This window comes from Stenotrophomonas sp. G106K1, from assembly GCF_037969685.1.
Taxonomy (GTDB): domain Bacteria; phylum Pseudomonadota; class Gammaproteobacteria; order Xanthomonadales; family Xanthomonadaceae; genus Stenotrophomonas; species Stenotrophomonas lactitubi.
The window spans coordinates 54,076-71,193 of sequence record NZ_JBBPFR010000014.1 but is presented as its reverse complement, the minus strand read 5'-3'; the positions used below and the strand labels follow the sequence as shown (position 1 = coordinate 71,193).

Annotated in this window: 16 protein-coding genes; 8 read left to right on the top strand and 8 right to left on the bottom strand. The window is 65.1% G+C overall.

The window, feature by feature from the left end; genetic code table 11:
• Positions 1-4: 4 nt before the first annotated feature.
• From WKB25_RS13545 to ykgO, 6 genes are all read right to left on the bottom strand, one after another.
• Positions 5-1,237 carry a TraB/GumN family protein gene (locus WKB25_RS13545; RefSeq protein ID WP_340571192.1) on the bottom strand — a complete coding sequence of 411 codons (1,233 nt, stop codon included), beginning with the start codon at positions 1,235-1,237 and terminating at the stop codon, positions 5-7.
• Complete coding sequence (locus WKB25_RS13540; RefSeq protein WP_025875048.1) at positions 1,230-1,760, bottom strand: GNAT family N-acetyltransferase; 531 nt, start codon at positions 1,758-1,760, stop codon at positions 1,230-1,232. Before WKB25_RS13540 ends, WKB25_RS13545 begins: the two co-directional genes overlap by 8 nt.
• Before the next feature lie 14 nt (positions 1,761-1,774).
• The gene (locus tag WKB25_RS13535) at positions 1,775-2,662 is read right to left on the bottom strand and encodes a carbon-nitrogen hydrolase (RefSeq protein ID WP_025875046.1); all 888 of its coding nucleotides are present in this window, start codon (positions 2,660-2,662) and stop codon (positions 1,775-1,777) included.
• Between the two features lie 163 nt (positions 2,663-2,825).
• Positions 2,826-3,863, bottom strand: a complete 1,038-nt coding sequence (locus WKB25_RS13530) for an agmatine deiminase family protein (RefSeq protein WP_340571191.1) — start codon at positions 3,861-3,863, stop codon at positions 2,826-2,828.
• 39 nt (positions 3,864-3,902) lie between these two features.
• The gene (locus WKB25_RS13525) at positions 3,903-4,232 is read right to left on the bottom strand and encodes a hypothetical protein (protein WP_089240526.1); all 330 of its coding nucleotides are present in this window, start codon (positions 4,230-4,232) and stop codon (positions 3,903-3,905) included.
• Between the two features lie 146 nt (positions 4,233-4,378).
• Positions 4,379-4,504, bottom strand: coding sequence for a type B 50S ribosomal protein L36 (gene ykgO, locus WKB25_RS13520; RefSeq protein ID WP_005409283.1), 126 nt, complete (start codon positions 4,502-4,504; stop codon positions 4,379-4,381).
• 197 nt (positions 4,505-4,701) lie between these two features.
• On the opposite strand from ykgO, the gene cmk reads away from it, so the two are divergent.
• The 8 genes from cmk (at position 4,702) to galU (ending at position 12,993) form a co-directional block, all read left to right on the top strand.
• Positions 4,702-5,379, top strand: a complete 678-nt coding sequence (gene cmk, locus WKB25_RS13515) for a (d)CMP kinase (protein WP_032977572.1) — start codon at positions 4,702-4,704, stop codon at positions 5,377-5,379.
• Positions 5,380-5,580: 201 nt separating this feature from the next.
• Positions 5,581-7,266, top strand: coding sequence for a 30S ribosomal protein S1 (gene rpsA / locus WKB25_RS13510; RefSeq protein ID WP_025875032.1), 1,686 nt, complete (start codon positions 5,581-5,583; stop codon positions 7,264-7,266).
• An 89-nt stretch (positions 7,267-7,355) separates the two neighbouring features.
• Positions 7,356-7,661 (top strand): integration host factor subunit beta, encoded by a 306-nt coding sequence (locus WKB25_RS13505; RefSeq protein ID WP_005409286.1) that lies wholly within the window; start codon positions 7,356-7,358, stop codon positions 7,659-7,661.
• Positions 7,662-7,738: 77 nt separating this feature from the next.
• A complete protein-coding gene (locus tag WKB25_RS13500) occupies positions 7,739-8,023 on the top strand; it encodes a hypothetical protein (protein ID WP_340571189.1) in 285 nt (94 codons plus the stop codon).
• A 6-nt stretch (positions 8,024-8,029) separates the two neighbouring features.
• Positions 8,030-9,208 carry a lipopolysaccharide assembly protein LapB gene (gene lapB / locus WKB25_RS13495; RefSeq protein ID WP_032977571.1) on the top strand — a complete coding sequence of 393 codons (1,179 nt, stop codon included), beginning with the start codon at positions 8,030-8,032 and terminating at the stop codon, positions 9,206-9,208.
• A 3-nt stretch (positions 9,209-9,211) separates the two neighbouring features.
• On the top strand, positions 9,212-10,189 hold the full coding sequence (locus tag WKB25_RS13490) for a glycosyltransferase family 4 protein (RefSeq protein WP_340571188.1): 978 nt from the start codon (positions 9,212-9,214) through the stop codon (positions 10,187-10,189).
• 15 nt (positions 10,190-10,204) lie between these two features.
• Positions 10,205-12,118, top strand: a complete 1,914-nt coding sequence (locus tag WKB25_RS13485; RefSeq protein ID WP_340571187.1) for a nucleoside-diphosphate sugar epimerase/dehydratase — start codon at positions 10,205-10,207, stop codon at positions 12,116-12,118.
• A complete protein-coding gene (gene galU, locus WKB25_RS13480; RefSeq protein WP_025875017.1) occupies positions 12,115-12,993 on the top strand; it encodes a UTP--glucose-1-phosphate uridylyltransferase GalU in 879 nt (292 codons plus the stop codon). The genes WKB25_RS13485 and galU overlap by 4 nt, the downstream gene beginning before the upstream one ends.
• 428 nt (positions 12,994-13,421) lie before the next feature.
• Here galU and WKB25_RS13475 read toward each other — a convergent pair whose 3' ends face one another.
• Both WKB25_RS13475 and WKB25_RS13470 read right to left on the bottom strand, forming a co-directional pair.
• The gene (locus WKB25_RS13475; protein WP_025875015.1) at positions 13,422-14,630 is read right to left on the bottom strand and encodes an acetyl-CoA C-acyltransferase; all 1,209 of its coding nucleotides are present in this window, start codon (positions 14,628-14,630) and stop codon (positions 13,422-13,424) included.
• A gap of 103 nt (positions 14,631-14,733) precedes the next feature.
• Complete coding sequence (locus tag WKB25_RS13470) at positions 14,734-17,106, bottom strand: 3-hydroxyacyl-CoA dehydrogenase/enoyl-CoA hydratase family protein (protein WP_089240532.1); 2,373 nt, start codon at positions 17,104-17,106, stop codon at positions 14,734-14,736.
• Between the last annotated feature and the right edge of the window lie 12 nt (positions 17,107-17,118).

Below are 17,118 nucleotides of genomic sequence, written 5' to 3'. Positions count from 1 at the left end.
GCAATCAGCTCGCCACCTTGCTCCACACCTTGCCGGCAGTCAGCCACAGGCCCAGCATGCTGCCCAGGTTGGTCAGCATGAAGGTCAGCACCACGCGGGTGACGCGGTTGCGGTACCAGCCCTTCAACGACTGCGCGTCATCACGCAGCTTGAGGAAATCCTCGTAGGTCGGCTTGCGCAGGCGCGCCTCCACCAGTGCCGCGAATGCGCCGGTGGGGATGCTCAGGCGGAACGGCTTGAACGGCGCCACCACGATCGCGGTGAGGATGCTCAGCGGATGGCTGCCGGCCACCAGGCAACCCAGGCCGGCCAGACCGCCGGTATACATCGCCCAGGTCGCCAGCAGTTCGGTGCCCACGCCCAGTCCACCCCGATAGAAGCCGACACCGATGCCGGTGGCCACGATGGCGAGGATCGCCAGGGTGAACCACGGGATGTTGCGCTTCTTCGGCACCGCTTCCAGCTGCTCGCGCAACGGCGCGGGCGCCTCGGTATCGGTTTCCAGGTAACGCGCCAGGCCGGCCAGGTGACCGGCACCGACCACCGCCAGCACTTCGCGCTGCTGCGGATCATGCGCTTCGCGCAGACGCGTCGCCATGTAGCGGTCGCGCTCGCCGATGATCGTTTCGTACAGGGCCGGGTTCTCGCTGGCGAACTCGCCGAAGCTCGATTCCAGCATGTCACCCTGCTTCAGCTTCTCGATCTCGTCTTCGCCGACATCCTCGGACGAGAACAGGCCGGCGCCGAGCCCGGCCACCAGCTTCAGCTTGCCGAAGAAGCCCAGCCGCTGCGAAGCACGGCGGAACGTCAGGCCGACTTCGCGGTCGATCAGGTGCACCGGCAGGTTGCGCGCGCGCGCCAGTTCCACTGCGCGCTTCAGTTCCGCGCCCGGTTCGATGCCGAGCTGTTCGGCCAGTCGGCGCTGGTAGGCAGACAGCGCAAGGTTGGCCGCGAACAACGCGACGCGGCCCTTGCGGATCACTTCCACCAGGTCCAGCTTGGCCAGCGTGTCCGGGTCGCTCAGTGCCTGCAGGCGCTGCGGGTCCAGCTCGACCGCCACTGCATCGAAACGGCCGCTGTCGATGGCTTTTTCCACCGCTTCGACGCTGGCATGGGAGACGTGGGCGGTGCCCAGCAGGGTGTAGCGCACGCCATCGCGTTCGACCACGCGTACGGGCTGGCCGGCGAACAGATCGTCGCCGGTTTCGGGAAGGGTTTCGGTCATGGAATCATTCATTGGAAGGAGCGGAATCGGCGCCATCGCCGAGCGCGCGCTGCATCTGCACGGTGTCCAGCCAGCGGCCATGCTTGCGGCCGAGGCCACGGAACACGCCTACCAGTTGGAAACCGAAGCGTTCGTGCAGCTTGATGGAGGCCGTGTTGGTCGGCTCGCCGATCACCGCCACCATCTGTCGATGGCCGCGCGCGGTGCAGGCATCGATCAGTGCCTGCAGCAGGCTGGTGCCGACGCCCCGGCCCTGGAAGCGTGCATCGACATAGACCGAGTTCTCAACGGTCCACTGGTAGGCGATGCGCGTGCGGTAGGTGTTGGCATACGCGTAGCCGGCAACCTGGCCGTCGACCTCGGCCACCAGGTAGGGGAAGCCGCGGTCGATGATGTCGCGCATGCGGCGCAGCATCTCGGCCTGGTCGGGAATCTCGTACTCGTAGGTGTTGACGAAGTCGGTCACTTCCACCGCGTAGATCGCGGTGATCGCAGCGATGTCGGCAGGGCCGGCATCACGGATGAGTACGGCCATGCGCGGGCTCCGGGTCAGTCGATGTAGCGCTTGAGCAGGTCGCCGTAGGCGTCGATGCGACGATCACGCAGGAACGGCCAGATGCGGCGCACGTGTTCGCTGCGCTGCAGGTCGACCTCGCACATCAGGATCGTCGCGTCTGTGCCGGCCTCGGCCAGGAATTCGCCCTGCGGGCCCAGCACGTGGCTGTTGCCCCAGAACTGGATGCCCGAGGCGCCCAGCGGCGACGCTTCATGGCCCACGCGGTTGCAGCTGAGCACCGGCACGCCGTTGGCCACGGCATGGCCGCGGTGGCTCAGCACCCAGGCGTCGCGCTGGCGGGTCTTCTCGTCCTGCACATCATCCGGGTCCCAGCCGATCGCGGTGGGGTAGAGCAGCAGCTCAGCGCCGGCCAGCGCCATCAGGCGCGCCGCTTCCGGGTACCACTGGTCCCAGCACACCAGCACGCCAAGGCGGCCGACCGAGGTGTCGATCGGCTTGAAGCCGATGTCGCCTGGGGTGAAGTAGAACTTTTCGTAGAAGCCCGGGTCATCGGGAATGTGCATCTTGCGGTACTTGCCCAGCAGCGTGCCGTCCTTCTCGAAGACCACGGCGGTGTTGTGGTACAGGCCGGCAGCGCGGCGCTCGAACAGCGAGCCGACCAGCACCACGCCATGCTTCTTCGCCAGCGCGCCCAGGCGCTCGGTGCTCGGGCCCGGAATCGGCTCGGCCAGGTCGAATTCATCGACCGATTCGTGCTGGCAGAAGTAGGGGCCGTTGTGCAGTTCCTGCAGCAGCACCAGCTTCGCGCCCTGTGCCGCGGCGTCGGCAACACGCGCTTCGATCACCGCCAGGTTGGCGGCGGCATCACCGTGGTTGCGCTCCTGGATCAGGGCGACGGTAAGAGGGCTGCGCGAGTTCATGCGGGGCGATCCTGCGGGGGAAAACCGGCATGTTAACGCGGATGCGGCACGACAGCGTGTTGGCTGCTGAATGGTGTACGCAACCGGTAGCGCCGGGCCATGCCCGGCGGATTCTGCAGATGCCGCTGCGCTCGCCGGGCATGGCCCGGCGCTACCGCGTGGATTACGCCTTCAACAGCCCTGCCGGCAGCTGCATGGTGATGCAGTGCAGGCTGCCGTTCTGCCAGATCAGCGAGCGGCAGGGCACCTGCACGATCTCGCGGCCGGGGTGGGCCTGTGCCAGCACATCGCGGGCCAGGTCGTCGGCCGGGTCGCCATAGGCCGGCATCAGCACCGCGCCGTTGACGATCAGGTAATTGGCGTACGACGCAGCCAGGCGGCGGCCTTCGTCGATCACCGGCTTTGCCCACGGCAACGGGAACAGGCGGTACGGCTGGCCGTCACGCGTGCGCAGTGCGGCCAGCTCGGCACCCATCGCCTGCAGTTCGGCGTAGTGCGAATCGCTGGCGTCGTCGCAGGCCTGGTAGACGATGCTGTCGGCCGAGGCGAAGCGGGCGAGGGTGTCGATATGGGCGTCGGTGTCGTCGCCTTCCAGATAGCCATGATCCAGCCACAGCACGCGCTCCTGCTGCAGCCAGTTCGCCAGGTCGGCGCTCAGGCTGTCGCGGTCACGGTCGGGATGGCGCTCGTGCAGGCACTTCCAGGTGGTCAGCAGGGTGCCTTGGCCATCGGTCTCGATGCCACCGCCTTCCAGCGCGAACGGAATGCTGCGCACCGACGCGTCGTTGAACACGCCGGCCTGGTCGAGCACGCCGACCAGCTGGTCATCGAGGGTGGCATCGAACTTGCCGCCCCAGCCGGTGAAGCGGAAGTCCAGCAGCTGGAAGCTGCCGTCGGCGCGGCGCAGGGTAATCGGGCCCGAATCACGCAGCCAGGTATCGTCGTAGGCGGCGGTGGTGAAGTGGACCTTGTCCATGTCGATGCGGTTGGAGCGCAGCCGCATCTCGGCATAGGTCTCCACGTCATCGTCGGCCACGCAGATCAGCACCGGCTGGAAGCGGGTGATCGCCGCAACCAGGGCGATGTAGGTCTCTTCCACCTGGCCCAGGCGGTCGGCCCAGTCGGTGTCGGCGGTGGGCCAGGCAATCAGGACGCCGCTCTGGGCTTCCCACTCGGCAGGAAAACGAAGGGTCTGGTTCATGGTCTCGCTACACGCGCCCGCCGGTGGCGGGCATGGGGGTCAACGGATCGGCGGCTTGGGGCCGATTTCGTTCGGATCCGCCTGGTTTGCCACCACGTCGATCACCTTCTGCTTCTCGAAGTAGACGGTGAACTGCGGGTACACCCAGCGGTGGATGGTCGGCCATTGCCGTTTCTGCCCGCCGCGCGGCTGCAACTGCTCTGCCGGCGCGCCGAACTGGGACTGCACCTGCTGCATGCTCTGGCCACGGACGGGCAGGGCGCCGGCCGGCTTTTCGCGGGCGCGGTCGACAAGCAGGGTATCGGCCAGCGCCGGAGTGGCGGCAGCCAGGGTGGCCAGTACGGCCAGGGTGCACAGGTAACGCGTCATCTCGATCTACTCCCCAGTGGTCAAGAACAGCGATTACAGCAAAAACGGCAGGAAAAAACCGCATAAACAAAAAACCGCCCGAAGGCGGCTTTTTGCATCGGGTCGGCCCCGCGTGGGGCCAGCCGCGGTCACATGGACCGTTGGGCTTAGCGCTGACGCGCCTTGAAACGCGGGTTCGACTTGCAGATGACGAAGATCTTGCCACGACGACGCACGACCTTGCAGTCACGGTGACGGGCCTTCGCCGACTTCAGGGAGGACAGAACTTTCATGGCATACCTCGGCGTAAACAGTAGTTGTTCGGGTGGAGCGTGGCCGCGATATGCGAAAGACAATCGGCAGTTGACGCTCGTTCAAGCCCGCCATTCTACCGGGCTTTTCCCCATGGTTTCAAGTGGTTGCACAAATGGCCCGTTGCGGGGTGTCTGGCAGGGGCTAGAATGCCCCCTTCACACGCGCAAGGACCCCCATGAATCCACTCGTTCCCGTCCTGACCATCGACGGCCCGTCAGGGGCCGGCAAGGGTACCATCAGCCGTATCGTGGCGCGCCGGTTGGGCTGGCACTATCTGGATTCGGGCGCTCTGTACCGCGCCGTCGGCGTGGCGGCCAGCTGGGCCGACATCGACACCTCCGATGCCTCCGCGCTGGTGCGCTGCACCTTTGATACCCATGTCCAGTTCGTCGAGCAGGGCGATGCCATGCGGGTCCTGGTCAATGGCACCGACGCCACCGACGAACTGCGGCTGGAGACCACCGGAGCGCTGGCGTCGGCGATTGCCGCCATTCCCGAGGTCCGGGCCGCCCTGAAGGAGCGCCAGCGCGCATTCAGGATGGAGCCGGGGCTGGTCGCCGACGGCCGCGACATGGGCACCGTCATCTTCCCGGACGCCCCCTACAAGGTCTTCCTGACCGCCAGTGCCGAGGAGCGCGCCGAGCGCCGGCATAAGCAGTTGAAAGACAAGGGGGTTTCTGTTAACTTTGAAGACCTCCTGCGCGAGATCATGGCCCGCGACGCCCGTGATGCTCAGCGTACCGTGGCGCCCCTGAAGCCGGCAGACGATGCTGTCCTCATCGACACCACAGGCATCGGCATCGAAGATGTCGTTGCCAGAGTGATGGATCTGCTTCCGGTTCCGGCTGCCTGATCCGTTCGCGCGGGAGCTCTGCCAGCATCATCGGTGGAGGTCGCGCATCTGCAGTGCTGTAAAAGCTCCGTCGCGCAATGATGCGTGGCGGTTTTCCTACTTCCACACACGACCTGCATTTCCGGGGTCGACCAACAGGCGGGCGGTAGCCATTCCCTGAAGGGGAGCCAACCGACCCATGTGTCCAACAGAGTAAATCTAATGACCGAATCATTTGCCGAACTGTTTGAAGCCAGCCAGGCCAACCTGGCCAAGCTGAAGCCGGGCGCCATCGTCAGCGGCACCGTTGTTGAAGTCCGCGGCGACGTCGTGGTGATCAACGCCGGGCTGAAGTCGGAAGGCATCGTGCCGATCGAACAGTTCCGTAACGACGCTGGCGAAATCGATGTTGCCGAAGGCGACATCGTCAAGGTCGCCCTCGACTCGATCGAGAACGGCTTCGGTGAAACCGTCCTGTCGCGCGAGAAGGCCAAGCGCGCGATGGTGTGGGACGAGCTGGAAGAAGCGTTGGAAAAGAACGAAACCATCACCGGCCGCATCAGCGGCAAGGTCAAGGGTGGTTTCACCGTGGACATCAAGGATGTCCGCGCCTTCCTGCCGGGTTCCCTGGTCGATGTGCGCCCCGTGCGCGATCCGGCCTACCTGGAAGGCAAGGAGCTGGAATTCAAGCTCATCAAGCTTGACCGCAAGCGCAACAACGTCGTGGTCTCGCGCCGCGCTGTCGTCGAAAGCGAGCACTCGGAAGAGCGCGAGCAGCTGATGGACAAGCTGCAGGAAGGCGCGATCCTGAAGGGTGTCGTCAAGAACCTGACCGATTACGGCGCATTCGTGGACCTGGGCGGTATCGACGGCCTGCTGCACATCACCGACATGGCATGGAAGCGCGTGCGCCATCCGTCCGAAGTCGTGAACGTCGGCGACGAGCTGGACGTCCGCGTGCTGAAGTTCGACCGCGAGCGCAACCGCGTTTCGCTGGGCCTGAAGCAGCTGGGCGAAGATCCGTGGGATAACATCGCCCGTCGTTACCCGGCCAACAGCCGCGTGTTCGGCAAGGTCTCCAACGTCACCGATTACGGCGCATTCGTCGAAATCGAGCCGGGCGTCGAAGGTCTGGTGCACGTTTCCGAGATGGATTGGACCAACAAGAACGTCAACCCGTCCAAGGTTGTGCAGGTCGGTGACGAAGTTGAAGTCATGGTCCTGGACGTCGACGAGGAGCGTCGCCGCATCTCGCTGGGCATGAAGCAGGTTGCCGCCAATCCGTGGGAAACCTTCGCTGCCACCCACAAGAAGGGTGACAAGGTGTCGGGCCAGATCAAGTCGATCACCGACTTCGGCATCTTCATCGGCCTGGACGGCGGCATCGACGGCCTGGTTCACCTGTCCGACATCAGCTGGGCGACCACTGGCGAAGACATCGTTCGCAACTTCAAGAAGGGCGACAACCTGGACGCAGTCGTCCTGGCCGTCGATCCGGAGCGCGAGCGCATCTCGCTGGGCGTCAAGCAGCTGGAGCAGGATCCGTTCGGCCAGTACATGGCGACCAATCCCAAGGGCTCCAAGGTCGAAGGCGTGGTGAAGGAAGTCGACGCCAAGGGCGCGATCATCGAGCTGTCCGACGGCATCGAAGGCTATGTTGCAGCTCGCGACATCGCCAACGAGCGTGTCGACGACGCGACCCAGCACCTGAAGGTCGGCGACAAGGTTGAAGCCAAGTTCGTGGGCATGGATCGCAAGGGTCGTACCCTGCAGCTGTCGATCAAGGCCAAGGACGACGCGGAAATGCGCGAAGTGCTGGAGGAATACCAGTCCTCTTCGGCTTCCAGCGGCACCACCCAGCTGGGCGCGCTGCTGCGTGCACAGCTGAACGGTAACAAGTCCGAGTAATATCGGCCTTACGCTGTTCGTTGTTTCCTGGACGGCCCGGGCACTGCCCGGGCCGTTTCAGGCTGAGATGCCCCTGATGTGAGCCGGTAATGACCAAATCCGAACTGATCGAAATCCTCGCGCGCCGGCAGGCGCACCTGAAGGCCGATGATGTCGATCTGGCGGTCAAGTCATTGCTGGAAATGATGGGGGGCTCACTGTCGGCCGGCGATCGCATCGAGATCCGCGGCTTTGGCAGCTTTTCGCTGCACTACCGTCCGCCGCGCCTGGGTCGCAACCCGAAGACCGGCGAATCGGTTGCCCTGCCGGGCAAGCATGTCCCTCATTTCAAGCCAGGCAAGGAATTGCGCGAGCGGGTCAGCAGTGTGCTGCCGCTGGACGCAGATCCGGCCTGAGCCGTCCGTCGCGCGACTTCGTGCGAATCCCACCACGAGTCGGATAAGCTACGGCCTCCTGCCAATGGAGCTGTCGCATGAAAGTTTTTCGTCTGCTGGTCCTGCTGGCGGTTCTGATCGTTGGTCTGATCATCGGTGCGGTCAACATGACGGCCATGTCGATCAACCTGCTGTTTACCCAATTGAACACGTCCGTCGGCGTGGCGCTGATTGCCGCCCTGCTGATCGGTGTCGTAGTCGGTGCCGGCCTGGTGCTGGTAAGCGTGGTCATTCCGCTCTACAGCCAGCTGCGCCGTGCCAACAAGTTGGCGGCTGCACCGTCGGCGCCGGTCGCCCCCTCCCAATCGTTTGATGGACGTTGATCGAAGATGGAATTCGTTTCCGAGTGGTTCTGGTTCTTCCTCTGTCTTCCGTTGGCAGCCCTGGCCGGCTGGGTGATCGGACGCCGCGGCGGTCAACGCCACGGTGACAACCAGGTCAGCCACCTGTCCAGCACCTATTTCCGTGGCCTGAACTACCTGCTCAACGAGCAGCCGGACAAGGCCATCGAGCTGTTCCTGCACATCGCCGAGCTGGACAAGGAAACCTTCGAGACCCAGGTCGCGTTGGGTCATCTGTTCCGCCGCCGTGGTGAAGTGGACCGCGCCATCCGCCTGCACCAGGGCCTGGTCAACCGCCAGGACCTGAGCGACGCGCAGCGCGTGCAGGCCCTGCTGGCATTGGGCGAGGACTACATGAAGTCTGGTCTGCTGGACCGTGCCGAAACGGTGTTCACCGAACTGGCGCAGTTGGACCAGCGCGCACCGCAGGCGCTCAAGCACCTGATCGGCATCTACCAGGCCGAGCGCGACTGGGAAAAGGCGATCGACAACGCTACCCGCTTCGAAGATGTCACCGGCGAGCCGATGGGCAAGCTGATCGGGCAGTTCGAATGCGAGCTTGCTGAGCGCTTCCGTGGCGCTGGCAAGCTGGAAGAGGCGAGGGCGGCCATCGCCCGCGCCTACCAGGCCGATGCCATGTCGGTCCGTGCCGGCATCATCGAGGGCCGCCTGGAAACCGATGCAGGCAACGCCGAGGCCGCCGTGCGCGCCTTCGAGCGTGCTGCCCGCAACGATCCGGAGTACCTGCCGGAAGTGCTGCCGGCGCTGATGGAAAACTACCGCAAGGTCGGTGACCTGGGCGGCGCGCGCGCCTTCCTGTCCGAGATGACCGAGCATTACCGCGGCATCGCCCCGGTGCTGGCACTGACCCGCCTGATGGAAGAGCAGGAGGGTGTCGCACCCGCCCGCGCCTATCTTGGCCGCCAGCTCAAGGATCGCCCGTCGGTGCGTGGCGAATCGGCACTGATCGACCTCACCCTGGCCGAGGGCGCAGATTCCACCGCGACCCTGCACGACCTCAAGCACATCACCGACCAGTTGCTGGTGCGCAATCCCGCCTACCGCTGCACCCGCTGCGGATTCGGCGCGCGTACCCACCACTGGCAATGCCCCAGCTGCAAGGAGTGGGGCACGGTCAAGCCGCTGTTGAATTACGCGGTGCTCTGAACCATGCCGTGGCTTGTGATGGCCGCGCTGCTGGGCCTGGCCCTGCTCAGCGCAGCGTTGACCTGGGCGGCGCGCGTGTATGCGCTGCGCAGGCAGCTGCTGGACCAGCCCGGCGAGCGCCGCAGCCATAGTGTCGCAACCCCTCGCGGTGGTGGCATCGCCATCGTGATCAGTCTGCTGGTTGCTGCGGCCGTGGCCGCTTTTTTCTGGCCGGACGCCGCGCCCAAGCTGGCCGTCGCCAGCCTTGGCCTGCTGCTGGTGGCTGGCATTGGCTGGTGGGATGACCATCGGCCGCTGCCGGCCATGCGCCGGTTGCTGGTGCACTTCCTCGCCGCCGCCTTGCTGGCGGGACTGGTGAAGATGCACGGGGGCAGCTGGCTGCTGACCCTGCTGGTGCTGTTCTTAACCGCCTCGCTGATCAACATCTGGAACTTCATGGATGGCATCAACGGGATTGCCAGCAGCCAGGCCATCATCGTTGCGCTCGGCTTTGCGACCGTGCTGCCCTGGCCCTATTCGTTGGTAGCGGTTGTTCTTGGCTTGGCGTGCGTGGGTTTTCTGCCATTCAATTTCCCGCAGGCGCGGATCTTCATGGGTGATGTCGGCAGTGGCGCGCTGGGTTATGCCGTGGCCGTCGTGCTGGCCGTCGCCGCACTGCACACCGACATCAACTGGATCCTGCTGTTGCTGCCGTTGTCTGCATTTCTTGTGGACGCGGGCTTCACGCTGTTGGCGCGCATGCTTTCAGGCCAACGCTGGATGGAACCCCACACCCAGCATGTCTACCAGCGCGCGGTGCAGGCAGGAGCCAGTCATGCTCTGGTGACAGGGATGTACTTTGTTTTGGGCCTGTTCAGTATTACAGTGTTCAATATCTGCACCAATTTGCAGCCGAGGTGGGAGGCTGCCGTAGCGGTCGCGTGGTTTGCCGCGCTGACCCTGCTGTGGCTCCTCCTGCGCAATGGATTGCGCCACCGATAAGGAATTACTCGATCTATGTCTTCACCCTGGCGGGACAGAATCCTCGGCCTGATGCCGCGTACGGCCATCGTCTGCCACGACTTGTTCATGGTATGGGCCTGTTGGCAGCTGCTGCATGCAGGTCGTTACTCGATCCTTACCGACGCTCCCGCATTGCCGCTGTGGAACGTGGACACCACGCTGGTGCTGGCGCTGCAGGGGCTGGTGTTCTGGCGTATCGGCCTCTATCGCGGGCTGTGGCGCTTTGCCAGCGTCAGCGACCTGCTGAACATCTTCAAGGCCAGCTTCATCGGCCTGATCGCCATTGTTCTGGTGCTGGCCTGGAAGCGCTTCGACGGCGTGCCGATGTCGGTGCTGGTGATCTATCCGTTCGCGCTGTCGGCACTGCTGGGCGCGCCGCGCCTGCTGTACCGGGCGTGGAAAGACTATCAGTCGCTGCAGTCCGACTCGACCGCGCGCCGCGTGCTGATTCTCGGCGCCGGCCAGGCCGCCGAGACCCTGGTGCGCGACCTGCGCCGGTCCGGCAACTTCGAGCCGGTCGGCCTGCTCGATGATGCACCGCACCTGCGTGGCGCCAAGCTGCAGAGCCTGCCGATCCTGGGGACGCTGGACGACGCGCCGGCGGTGGCCCGCGAGACCGCAGCCAAGCTGCTGGTGATCGCCATGCCCTCGCTGGATGCGGTGGGCATGCAACGGGTGGTGGCCATCTGCGAGAGCACCGGCATTCCGTTCCGCACGGTGCCCAAGCTCAGCGACATCCTGCAGGGGCAGTCGCTGCCGGGCCAGTTGAAGGAAGTGGCGATCGAAGATCTGCTCGGCCGCAAGCCGATCATGCCGGACTGGAACCTCATCCGTGGCTGGTTGGGCGGGCGCACGGTGATGGTGACCGGTGCCGGTGGCTCGATCGGGTCCGAGTTGTGCCGCCAGTGTGCGCGCCATGGGGCCGGTCGTATCGTGCTGCTGGAGATCAGTGAACTGCTGCTGTTGACCATCGAGGGCGAGCTGCGCCGCAGCTTCCCCGATGTCGAGATCGAAGCGGTGCTCGGTGACTGTGGCGATCCTGCTGTGATCCGTCATGCGCTGTCGCTGCACCCGGTTGACACCGCCTTCCATGCGGCCGCCTACAAGCATGTGCCGGTGCTGGAGCGTCAGCTGCGCGAAGCCGTGCGCAACAACATCTTGGCCACCGAGAATGTGGCCCGCGCCTGCCTGGAAGCCCGCGTCGAACACTTTGTGTTCATTTCGACCGACAAGGCGGTGGATCCGGTCAATGCGCTGGGCGCCAGCAAGCGCTATGCGGAGATGATCTGCCAGAGCCTGGATCAGAAGTCCACGCACACCCGTTTCGTGACCGTGCGCTTCGGCAACGTGCTGGCGTCGGCCGGCAGCGTGGTGCCGTTGTTCCGCGAGCAGATCCTCAAGGGCGGACCGGTCACGGTGACCGACCCGGAGGTCAGCCGCTATTTCATGACCATTCCCGAGGCGTGCCAGCTGATCCTGCAGGCGGCCGCGTCGGCGTCGCACGGGGCGATCTATACGTTGGACATGGGCGAGCCCGTGCCGATCCGGGTGCTGGCCGAACAGATGATCCGTCTGGCCGGCAAGCAACCCTACAAGGACATCCCGATCATCTACACCGGCATGCGCCCGGGCGAGAAGCTGCACGAGACGCTGTTCTATTCCGACGAGGACTACCGGCCGACCGCGCATCCGAAGATCCTGGAAGCCGGCGTACGTGCGTTCTCGCGTGACATCGTGCTGGGCAACGTGCCGAAGCTGCGCGAGGCGATTACCAGGTACGACATCGATACGATCCAGGAAATCCTGTTCGCGACCATGCCGGAATTCTCGCCAATCGAACAGGATGCTTACATTTCTTCCGCTAAGGTTGTGCCCTTTCCGGCACGTGAGGCCAGCAGGCACCAATGAGCAAGCGCATTCGTAAGGCGGTATTTCCAGTAGCAGGTCTGGGCACGCGTTTTCTTCCGGCGACCAAGACGGTGCCGAAGGAGATGCTGCCGATCATCGATCGGCCGCTGATCCAGTACGCCGTGGATGAGGCGATCGAAGCGGGCTGTGACACCCTGGTGTTCATCACCAATCGCTACAAGCACGCTGTCGCCGACTATTTCGACAAGGCCTACGAGCTGGAGCAGAAGCTCGAGCGCGCGGGCAAGCACGAGCAGCTCGAATTGATCCGCCATGTGCTGCCGGAAGGCGTGCGCGCGATCTTCGTTACCCAGGCCGAGGCGCTGGGCCTGGGCCATGCGGTGCTGTGCGCCAAGGCGGTCATCGGTGACGAGCCGTTCGCTGTGCTGTTGCCAGATGATCTGATCTGGAACCGCGGCGCGGGTGCACTGAAGCAGATGGCCGACCTCAACGAGGCCAGTGGCGCCAGCGTCATCGCCGTGGAAGACGTGCCACACGACAAGACGGCCAGTTACGGCATCGTCGCCACCGAGGCGTTCGATGGCCGCAAGGGACGTATCTCGCAGATCGTGGAGAAGCCGAAGCCGGAAGATGCGCCGAGTGATCTGGCGGTGGTGGGGCGCTACGTGCTGAGCCCGAAAATTTTCGAGCTGCTTGAGCAGACCCGGACCGGTGCCGGCGGTGAGATCCAGCTGACCGATGCGATCGCCGAGCTGCTGAAGACCGACGAGGTCGATGCCTATCGTTTCGAGGGTACCCGGTTCGACTGCGGCACCCATCTGGGGCTGGTCGAGGCGACGATTCGTTTTGCGCTGGACAACCCGAAGCTGGCCGGCCCGGCGCGGGAGAAGCTGGCGGCGATGCTGGCGGAATAAGGGTTTTATCAAGCGCTCCGTGCAGCGCCTCCCGGCATAGGTGGGGAGGCGGGGGCGGGCCGCTGCAGGACACGCCGTGAACCCATCCATGGCGCCTGCGGTCCTGCAGCGGCCCGCCCCCGCCTCTCGACAGTTGGCTGGTGGCGCGGACGGGAAGGGCGGAATCAAGAGCAGGGCAGAAACGAAAAAGGCAGCCGATGGCTGCCTTTTTCGTTTCCGGAGCATCCACGCATGGCGTGGAACTACTGCCTTTGCTCACCCCTCCGCCGCGCGGAATGTTGGGTGGTCCGGGTGGGTGAGGCTGACCGGGACTGTCAGCGGCATGGATGCCGCTGCCAAGCCCCCATGGATGGGTTGTACGGCGTGTCCCGGGCAGCCTCACCCACCCGGGCCCCACAGCCAGCAATCAGCCGGCAGCGCTTTGAACCTTACAGCGCCTCGAAAATACCCGCTGCGCCCATGCCGGTGCCGATGCACATCGTCACCATGCCGTACTTCTGCTGGCGACGACGCAGGCCGTGCAGCAGGGTCGCGGTACGGATCGCACCGGTCGCACCCAGCGGGTGGCCCAGGGCGATCGCGCCGCCCAGCGGATTGACCTTGCTCGGGTCCAGGCCGCAATCGCGGATCACCGCCAGCGACTGTGCGGCGAAGGCTTCGTTGAGCTCGATCCAGTCCAGCTGGTCCTGGGTCAGGCCGGCCTGCTTCAGCGCCTTCGGAATCGCGGCAATCGGGCCGATGCCCATCACTTCCGGGCGCACACCGGCCACGGAGAAGCTGACGAAACGGGCCAGCGGGGTCAGGCCGTAATCCTTGATCGCCTGTTCCGACGCCAGCAGCACCGCGCCGGCGCCATCGCTCATCTGCGAGGAGTTGCCGGCGGTAACGGTGCCGCCGAACTGGCCGTTGCGGAACACCGGGCGCAGCTTGGCCAGGCCTTCGGCGGAGGAATCCGGACGCGGGCCTTCGTCGGTGTCGGCGACCTTGTTGCGGGTGATGATGCGCTTGCCGTCGGCCAGGTCGGGCTGGTGCGAGACGATCTCGTACGGGCTGATCTCGTCCTTGAAGTCGCCATTCTGGATGGCGGCCATGGCCTTCTGGTGCGAGGCCAGGGCGAACGCATCCTGTTCTTCGCGCGAGACCTTCCACTCTTCAGCGACCTTCTCGGCGGTGATGCCCATGCCGTAGGCGATGGCGACGTGGTCGTTGTCGAACACGCTCGGGGCCATCGCGATCTTGTTGCCCATCATCGGCACCATCGACATCGATTCGGTGCCGCCGGCCAGCATCAGGTCGGCGTTGCCAAGGCGGATCGCGTCGGCTGCCTGCGCCACGGCCTGCAGGCCGGAGGAGCAGAAGCGGTTCACGGTCTGCGCGGCGATGGTGTTCGGCAGGCCGGCCAGCAGCACGCCGATGCGGGCCACGTTCATGCCCTGCTCGGCTTCGGGCATCGCGCAGCCGATGATTGCGTCATCGATGCGGTTGACGTCCACGCCCGGCGCCTGCGCGACGACGCTGCGCAGCACGTGGGCGAGCATGTCATCGGGGCGGGTGTTGCGGAACATGCCCTTGGGCGCCTTGCCAACCGGGGTGCGGGTGGCGGCGACGATGTAGGCGTCCTGGATTTGCTTGGTCATTGCAGTGATCTCTTGAGTTTTTACCGGCGTGCCGACCAAGGTCGGCACCTACCAGAAGCAGGGGACGGTGCCGACCCGAATCAGGGGTGGCACCCACCATCAATCAATTACGCAGCGGCTTGCCGGTCTTGAGCATGTGCGCGATGCGGGCCTGGGTCTTTTCCTGCTGGGCCAGTTCGACGAAGTGCTTGCGCTCCAGGGTCAGCAGCCACTCTTCGTCGACCAGGGTGCCGCGGTCGACCTTGCCGCCGCACAGCACGGTGGCGATGCGCTCGGCGATCTCGTAGTCGTACGGGCTGATGAAGCGGCCTTCCAGCATGTTGACCAGCATCATCTTGAAGGTCGCGATGCCGACGTCACCGGCCACCTGGATGCGGCGTGCCGGCAGCGGCGGACGGTAGCCCGCTTCGGCCAGCGCACGCGCTTCGGCCTTGGCGATGTACAGCGCCTCGTAGCTGTTGAACACCACCTTGTCGGTGCTGCGCAGCAGGCCCAGTTCCTGGGCGTTGACCGCCGAGTTGGACACCTTGGCCATCGCCACGGTCTCGAAGGTCTTCTTCAGTTCGGCGAACACGTCACCGCCCGGGCCTGCGGCCTGCGACGCGCGCACGGCCAGTTCCTTCAGGCCACCACCGGCCGGCAGCAGGCCGACGCCGGCCTCGACCAGGCCGATGTAGCTTTCCAGGAAGGCCACGGTCTTGGCGCTGTGCATCTGGAACTCGCAGCCACCCCCCAGGGCCAGGCCACGCACCGCAGCCACCACCGGCACCAGCGAGTACTTGATGCGCTGGCTGGTGCGCTGGAAGTTGTGCACCATTTCCTCGAACTGGTCGACCTTGCCGGCCTGCAGCAGGCCGAGGGCACCGGCCAGGTCGGCACCGGCGGAGAAGGGTTCCTTCTGCTGCCAGATCACCAGGCCCTGGAAGTCCTTCTCGGCGCGCGTGACGCACTCCTGCAGGCCGTCCAGCACGTGGTCGGACACGGTGTTCATCTTGGTCTTGAAGCTGACCACGGCGATGCCATCACCGTCGTGCCACATGCGCAGGCCGTCGTTCTCGAACACGGTCTCGCCCGGCGCGAACTTTTCGCCCAGCAGCGGATCCGGGAAGCGCTGGCGCTGGTACACCGGCAGCGACGAACGCGGCAGCTTGGCGTTGCGCGACGGGCTGTAGCTGCCCTCGGCGGCGTGCACACCGTCGCGGCCATCGAACACCCAATCCGGCAGCGGGGCGTTGCTCATGCTCTTGCCGGCGACGATGTCATCGGCGATCCACTGCGCGACCTGCTTCCAGCCGGCGGCCTGCCAGGTTTCGAACGGGCCCAGCGACCAGCCGTAGCCCCAGCGGATGGCCAGGTCGACGTCGCGCGCGGTCTCGGCAATGTCGGCCAGGTGGTAGGCGCTGTAGTGGAACAGGTCGCGGAACGTCGCCCACAGGAACTGCGCCTGCGGGTGCTGGCTCTCGCGCAGCTTGGCGAACTTCTCGGCCGGGTTCTTGATCTTCAGGATCTCGACCACTTCCGGCGCGGCGGCGCGGTCAGCCGGACGGTAGTCCTGCTTTTCCAGGTCCAGCACCACGATGTCCTTGCCGACCTTGCGGAAGATGCCGGCGCCGGTCTTCTGGCCCAGGGCGCCCTTGGCAATCAGCGCATCCAGCCACTTCGGCGACTTGAAGAATTCATGCCACGGGTCATTCGGCAGGGTATCGCCCATGGTCTTGATGACGTGGGCCATGGTGTCCAGGCCGACCACGTCGGAGGTGCGGTAGGTGGCCGACTTCGGGCGGCCGACCAGCGGGCCGGTCAGGCCGTCCACTTCATCAAAGCCCAGGCCGAACTGCTGGGTGTGGTGGATGGTGGACAGGATCGAGAACACGCCAATGCGGTTGCCGATGAAGTTCGGGGTGTCCTTGGCGTACACCACGCCCTTGCCCAGGGTGGTGACCAGGAACGCTTCCAGGCCTTCCAGCACGCTGGCGTCGGTGGTGGTGGCCGGAATCAGCTCGGCCAGGTGCATGTAGCGCGGCGGGTTGAAGAAATGCACGCCGCAGAAGCGGTGGCGCAGCTGCTCGGGCAGCACGTCGGCCAGCTTGTTGATGCCCAGGCCCGAGGTGTTGGAGGCCAGCACGGCGTGGTCGGCCACGAACGGGGCGATCTTCTTGTACAGGTCCTGCTTCCAGTCCATGCGCTCGGCGATGGCCTCGATGATCAGATCGCAGTCCTTCAGCTGTTCCAGGCCGGTTTCGTAGTTGGCCGGGGTAATGGCTTCGGCCAGCGACTTGCTGGCCAGCGGTGCCGGGCTCAGCTTGCCGAGGTTGGCGATCGACTTCAGCACGATGCCATCGGCCGGACCTTCCTTTGCGGGCAGGTCGAACAGCACGGTGTCGACGCCGGCATTGGTGAGGTGGGCGGCGATCTGGGCACCCATGACGCCGGCACCCAGCACGGCGGCGCGGCGGACTAGCAGGGAATTGGACATGGTGTAGGGCCT

Coding starts and splice junctions, on each gene's coding strand:
- WKB25_RS13545 (WP_340571192.1), bottom strand. CDS start 1,237: ATGAATGATTCCATGACCGAAACCCTTCCCGAAACCGGCGACGATCTG.
- WKB25_RS13540 (WP_025875048.1), bottom strand. CDS start 1,760: ATGGCCGTACTCATCCGTGATGCCGGCCCTGCCGACATCGCTGCGATC.
- WKB25_RS13535 (WP_025875046.1), bottom strand. CDS start 2,662: ATGAACTCGCGCAGCCCTCTTACCGTCGCCCTGATCCAGGAGCGCAAC.
- WKB25_RS13530 (WP_340571191.1), bottom strand. CDS start 3,863: ATGAACCAGACCCTTCGTTTTCCTGCCGAGTGGGAAGCCCAGAGCGGC.
- WKB25_RS13525 (WP_089240526.1), bottom strand. CDS start 4,232: ATGACGCGTTACCTGTGCACCCTGGCCGTACTGGCCACCCTGGCTGCC.
- ykgO (WP_005409283.1), bottom strand. CDS start 4,504: ATGAAAGTTCTGTCCTCCCTGAAGTCGGCGAAGGCCCGTCACCGTGAC.
- cmk (WP_032977572.1), top strand. CDS start 4,702: ATGAATCCACTCGTTCCCGTCCTGACCATCGACGGCCCGTCAGGGGCC.
- rpsA (WP_025875032.1), top strand. CDS start 5,581: ATGACCGAATCATTTGCCGAACTGTTTGAAGCCAGCCAGGCCAACCTG.
- WKB25_RS13505 (WP_005409286.1), top strand. CDS start 7,356: ATGACCAAATCCGAACTGATCGAAATCCTCGCGCGCCGGCAGGCGCAC.
- WKB25_RS13500 (WP_340571189.1), top strand. CDS start 7,739: ATGAAAGTTTTTCGTCTGCTGGTCCTGCTGGCGGTTCTGATCGTTGGT.
- lapB (WP_032977571.1), top strand. CDS start 8,030: ATGGAATTCGTTTCCGAGTGGTTCTGGTTCTTCCTCTGTCTTCCGTTG.
- WKB25_RS13490 (WP_340571188.1), top strand. CDS start 9,212: ATGCCGTGGCTTGTGATGGCCGCGCTGCTGGGCCTGGCCCTGCTCAGC.
- WKB25_RS13485 (WP_340571187.1), top strand. CDS start 10,205: ATGTCTTCACCCTGGCGGGACAGAATCCTCGGCCTGATGCCGCGTACG.
- galU (WP_025875017.1), top strand. CDS start 12,115: ATGAGCAAGCGCATTCGTAAGGCGGTATTTCCAGTAGCAGGTCTGGGC.
- WKB25_RS13475 (WP_025875015.1), bottom strand. CDS start 14,630: ATGACCAAGCAAATCCAGGACGCCTACATCGTCGCCGCCACCCGCACC.
- WKB25_RS13470 (WP_089240532.1), bottom strand. CDS start 17,106: ATGTCCAATTCCCTGCTAGTCCGCCGCGCCGCCGTGCTGGGTGCCGGC.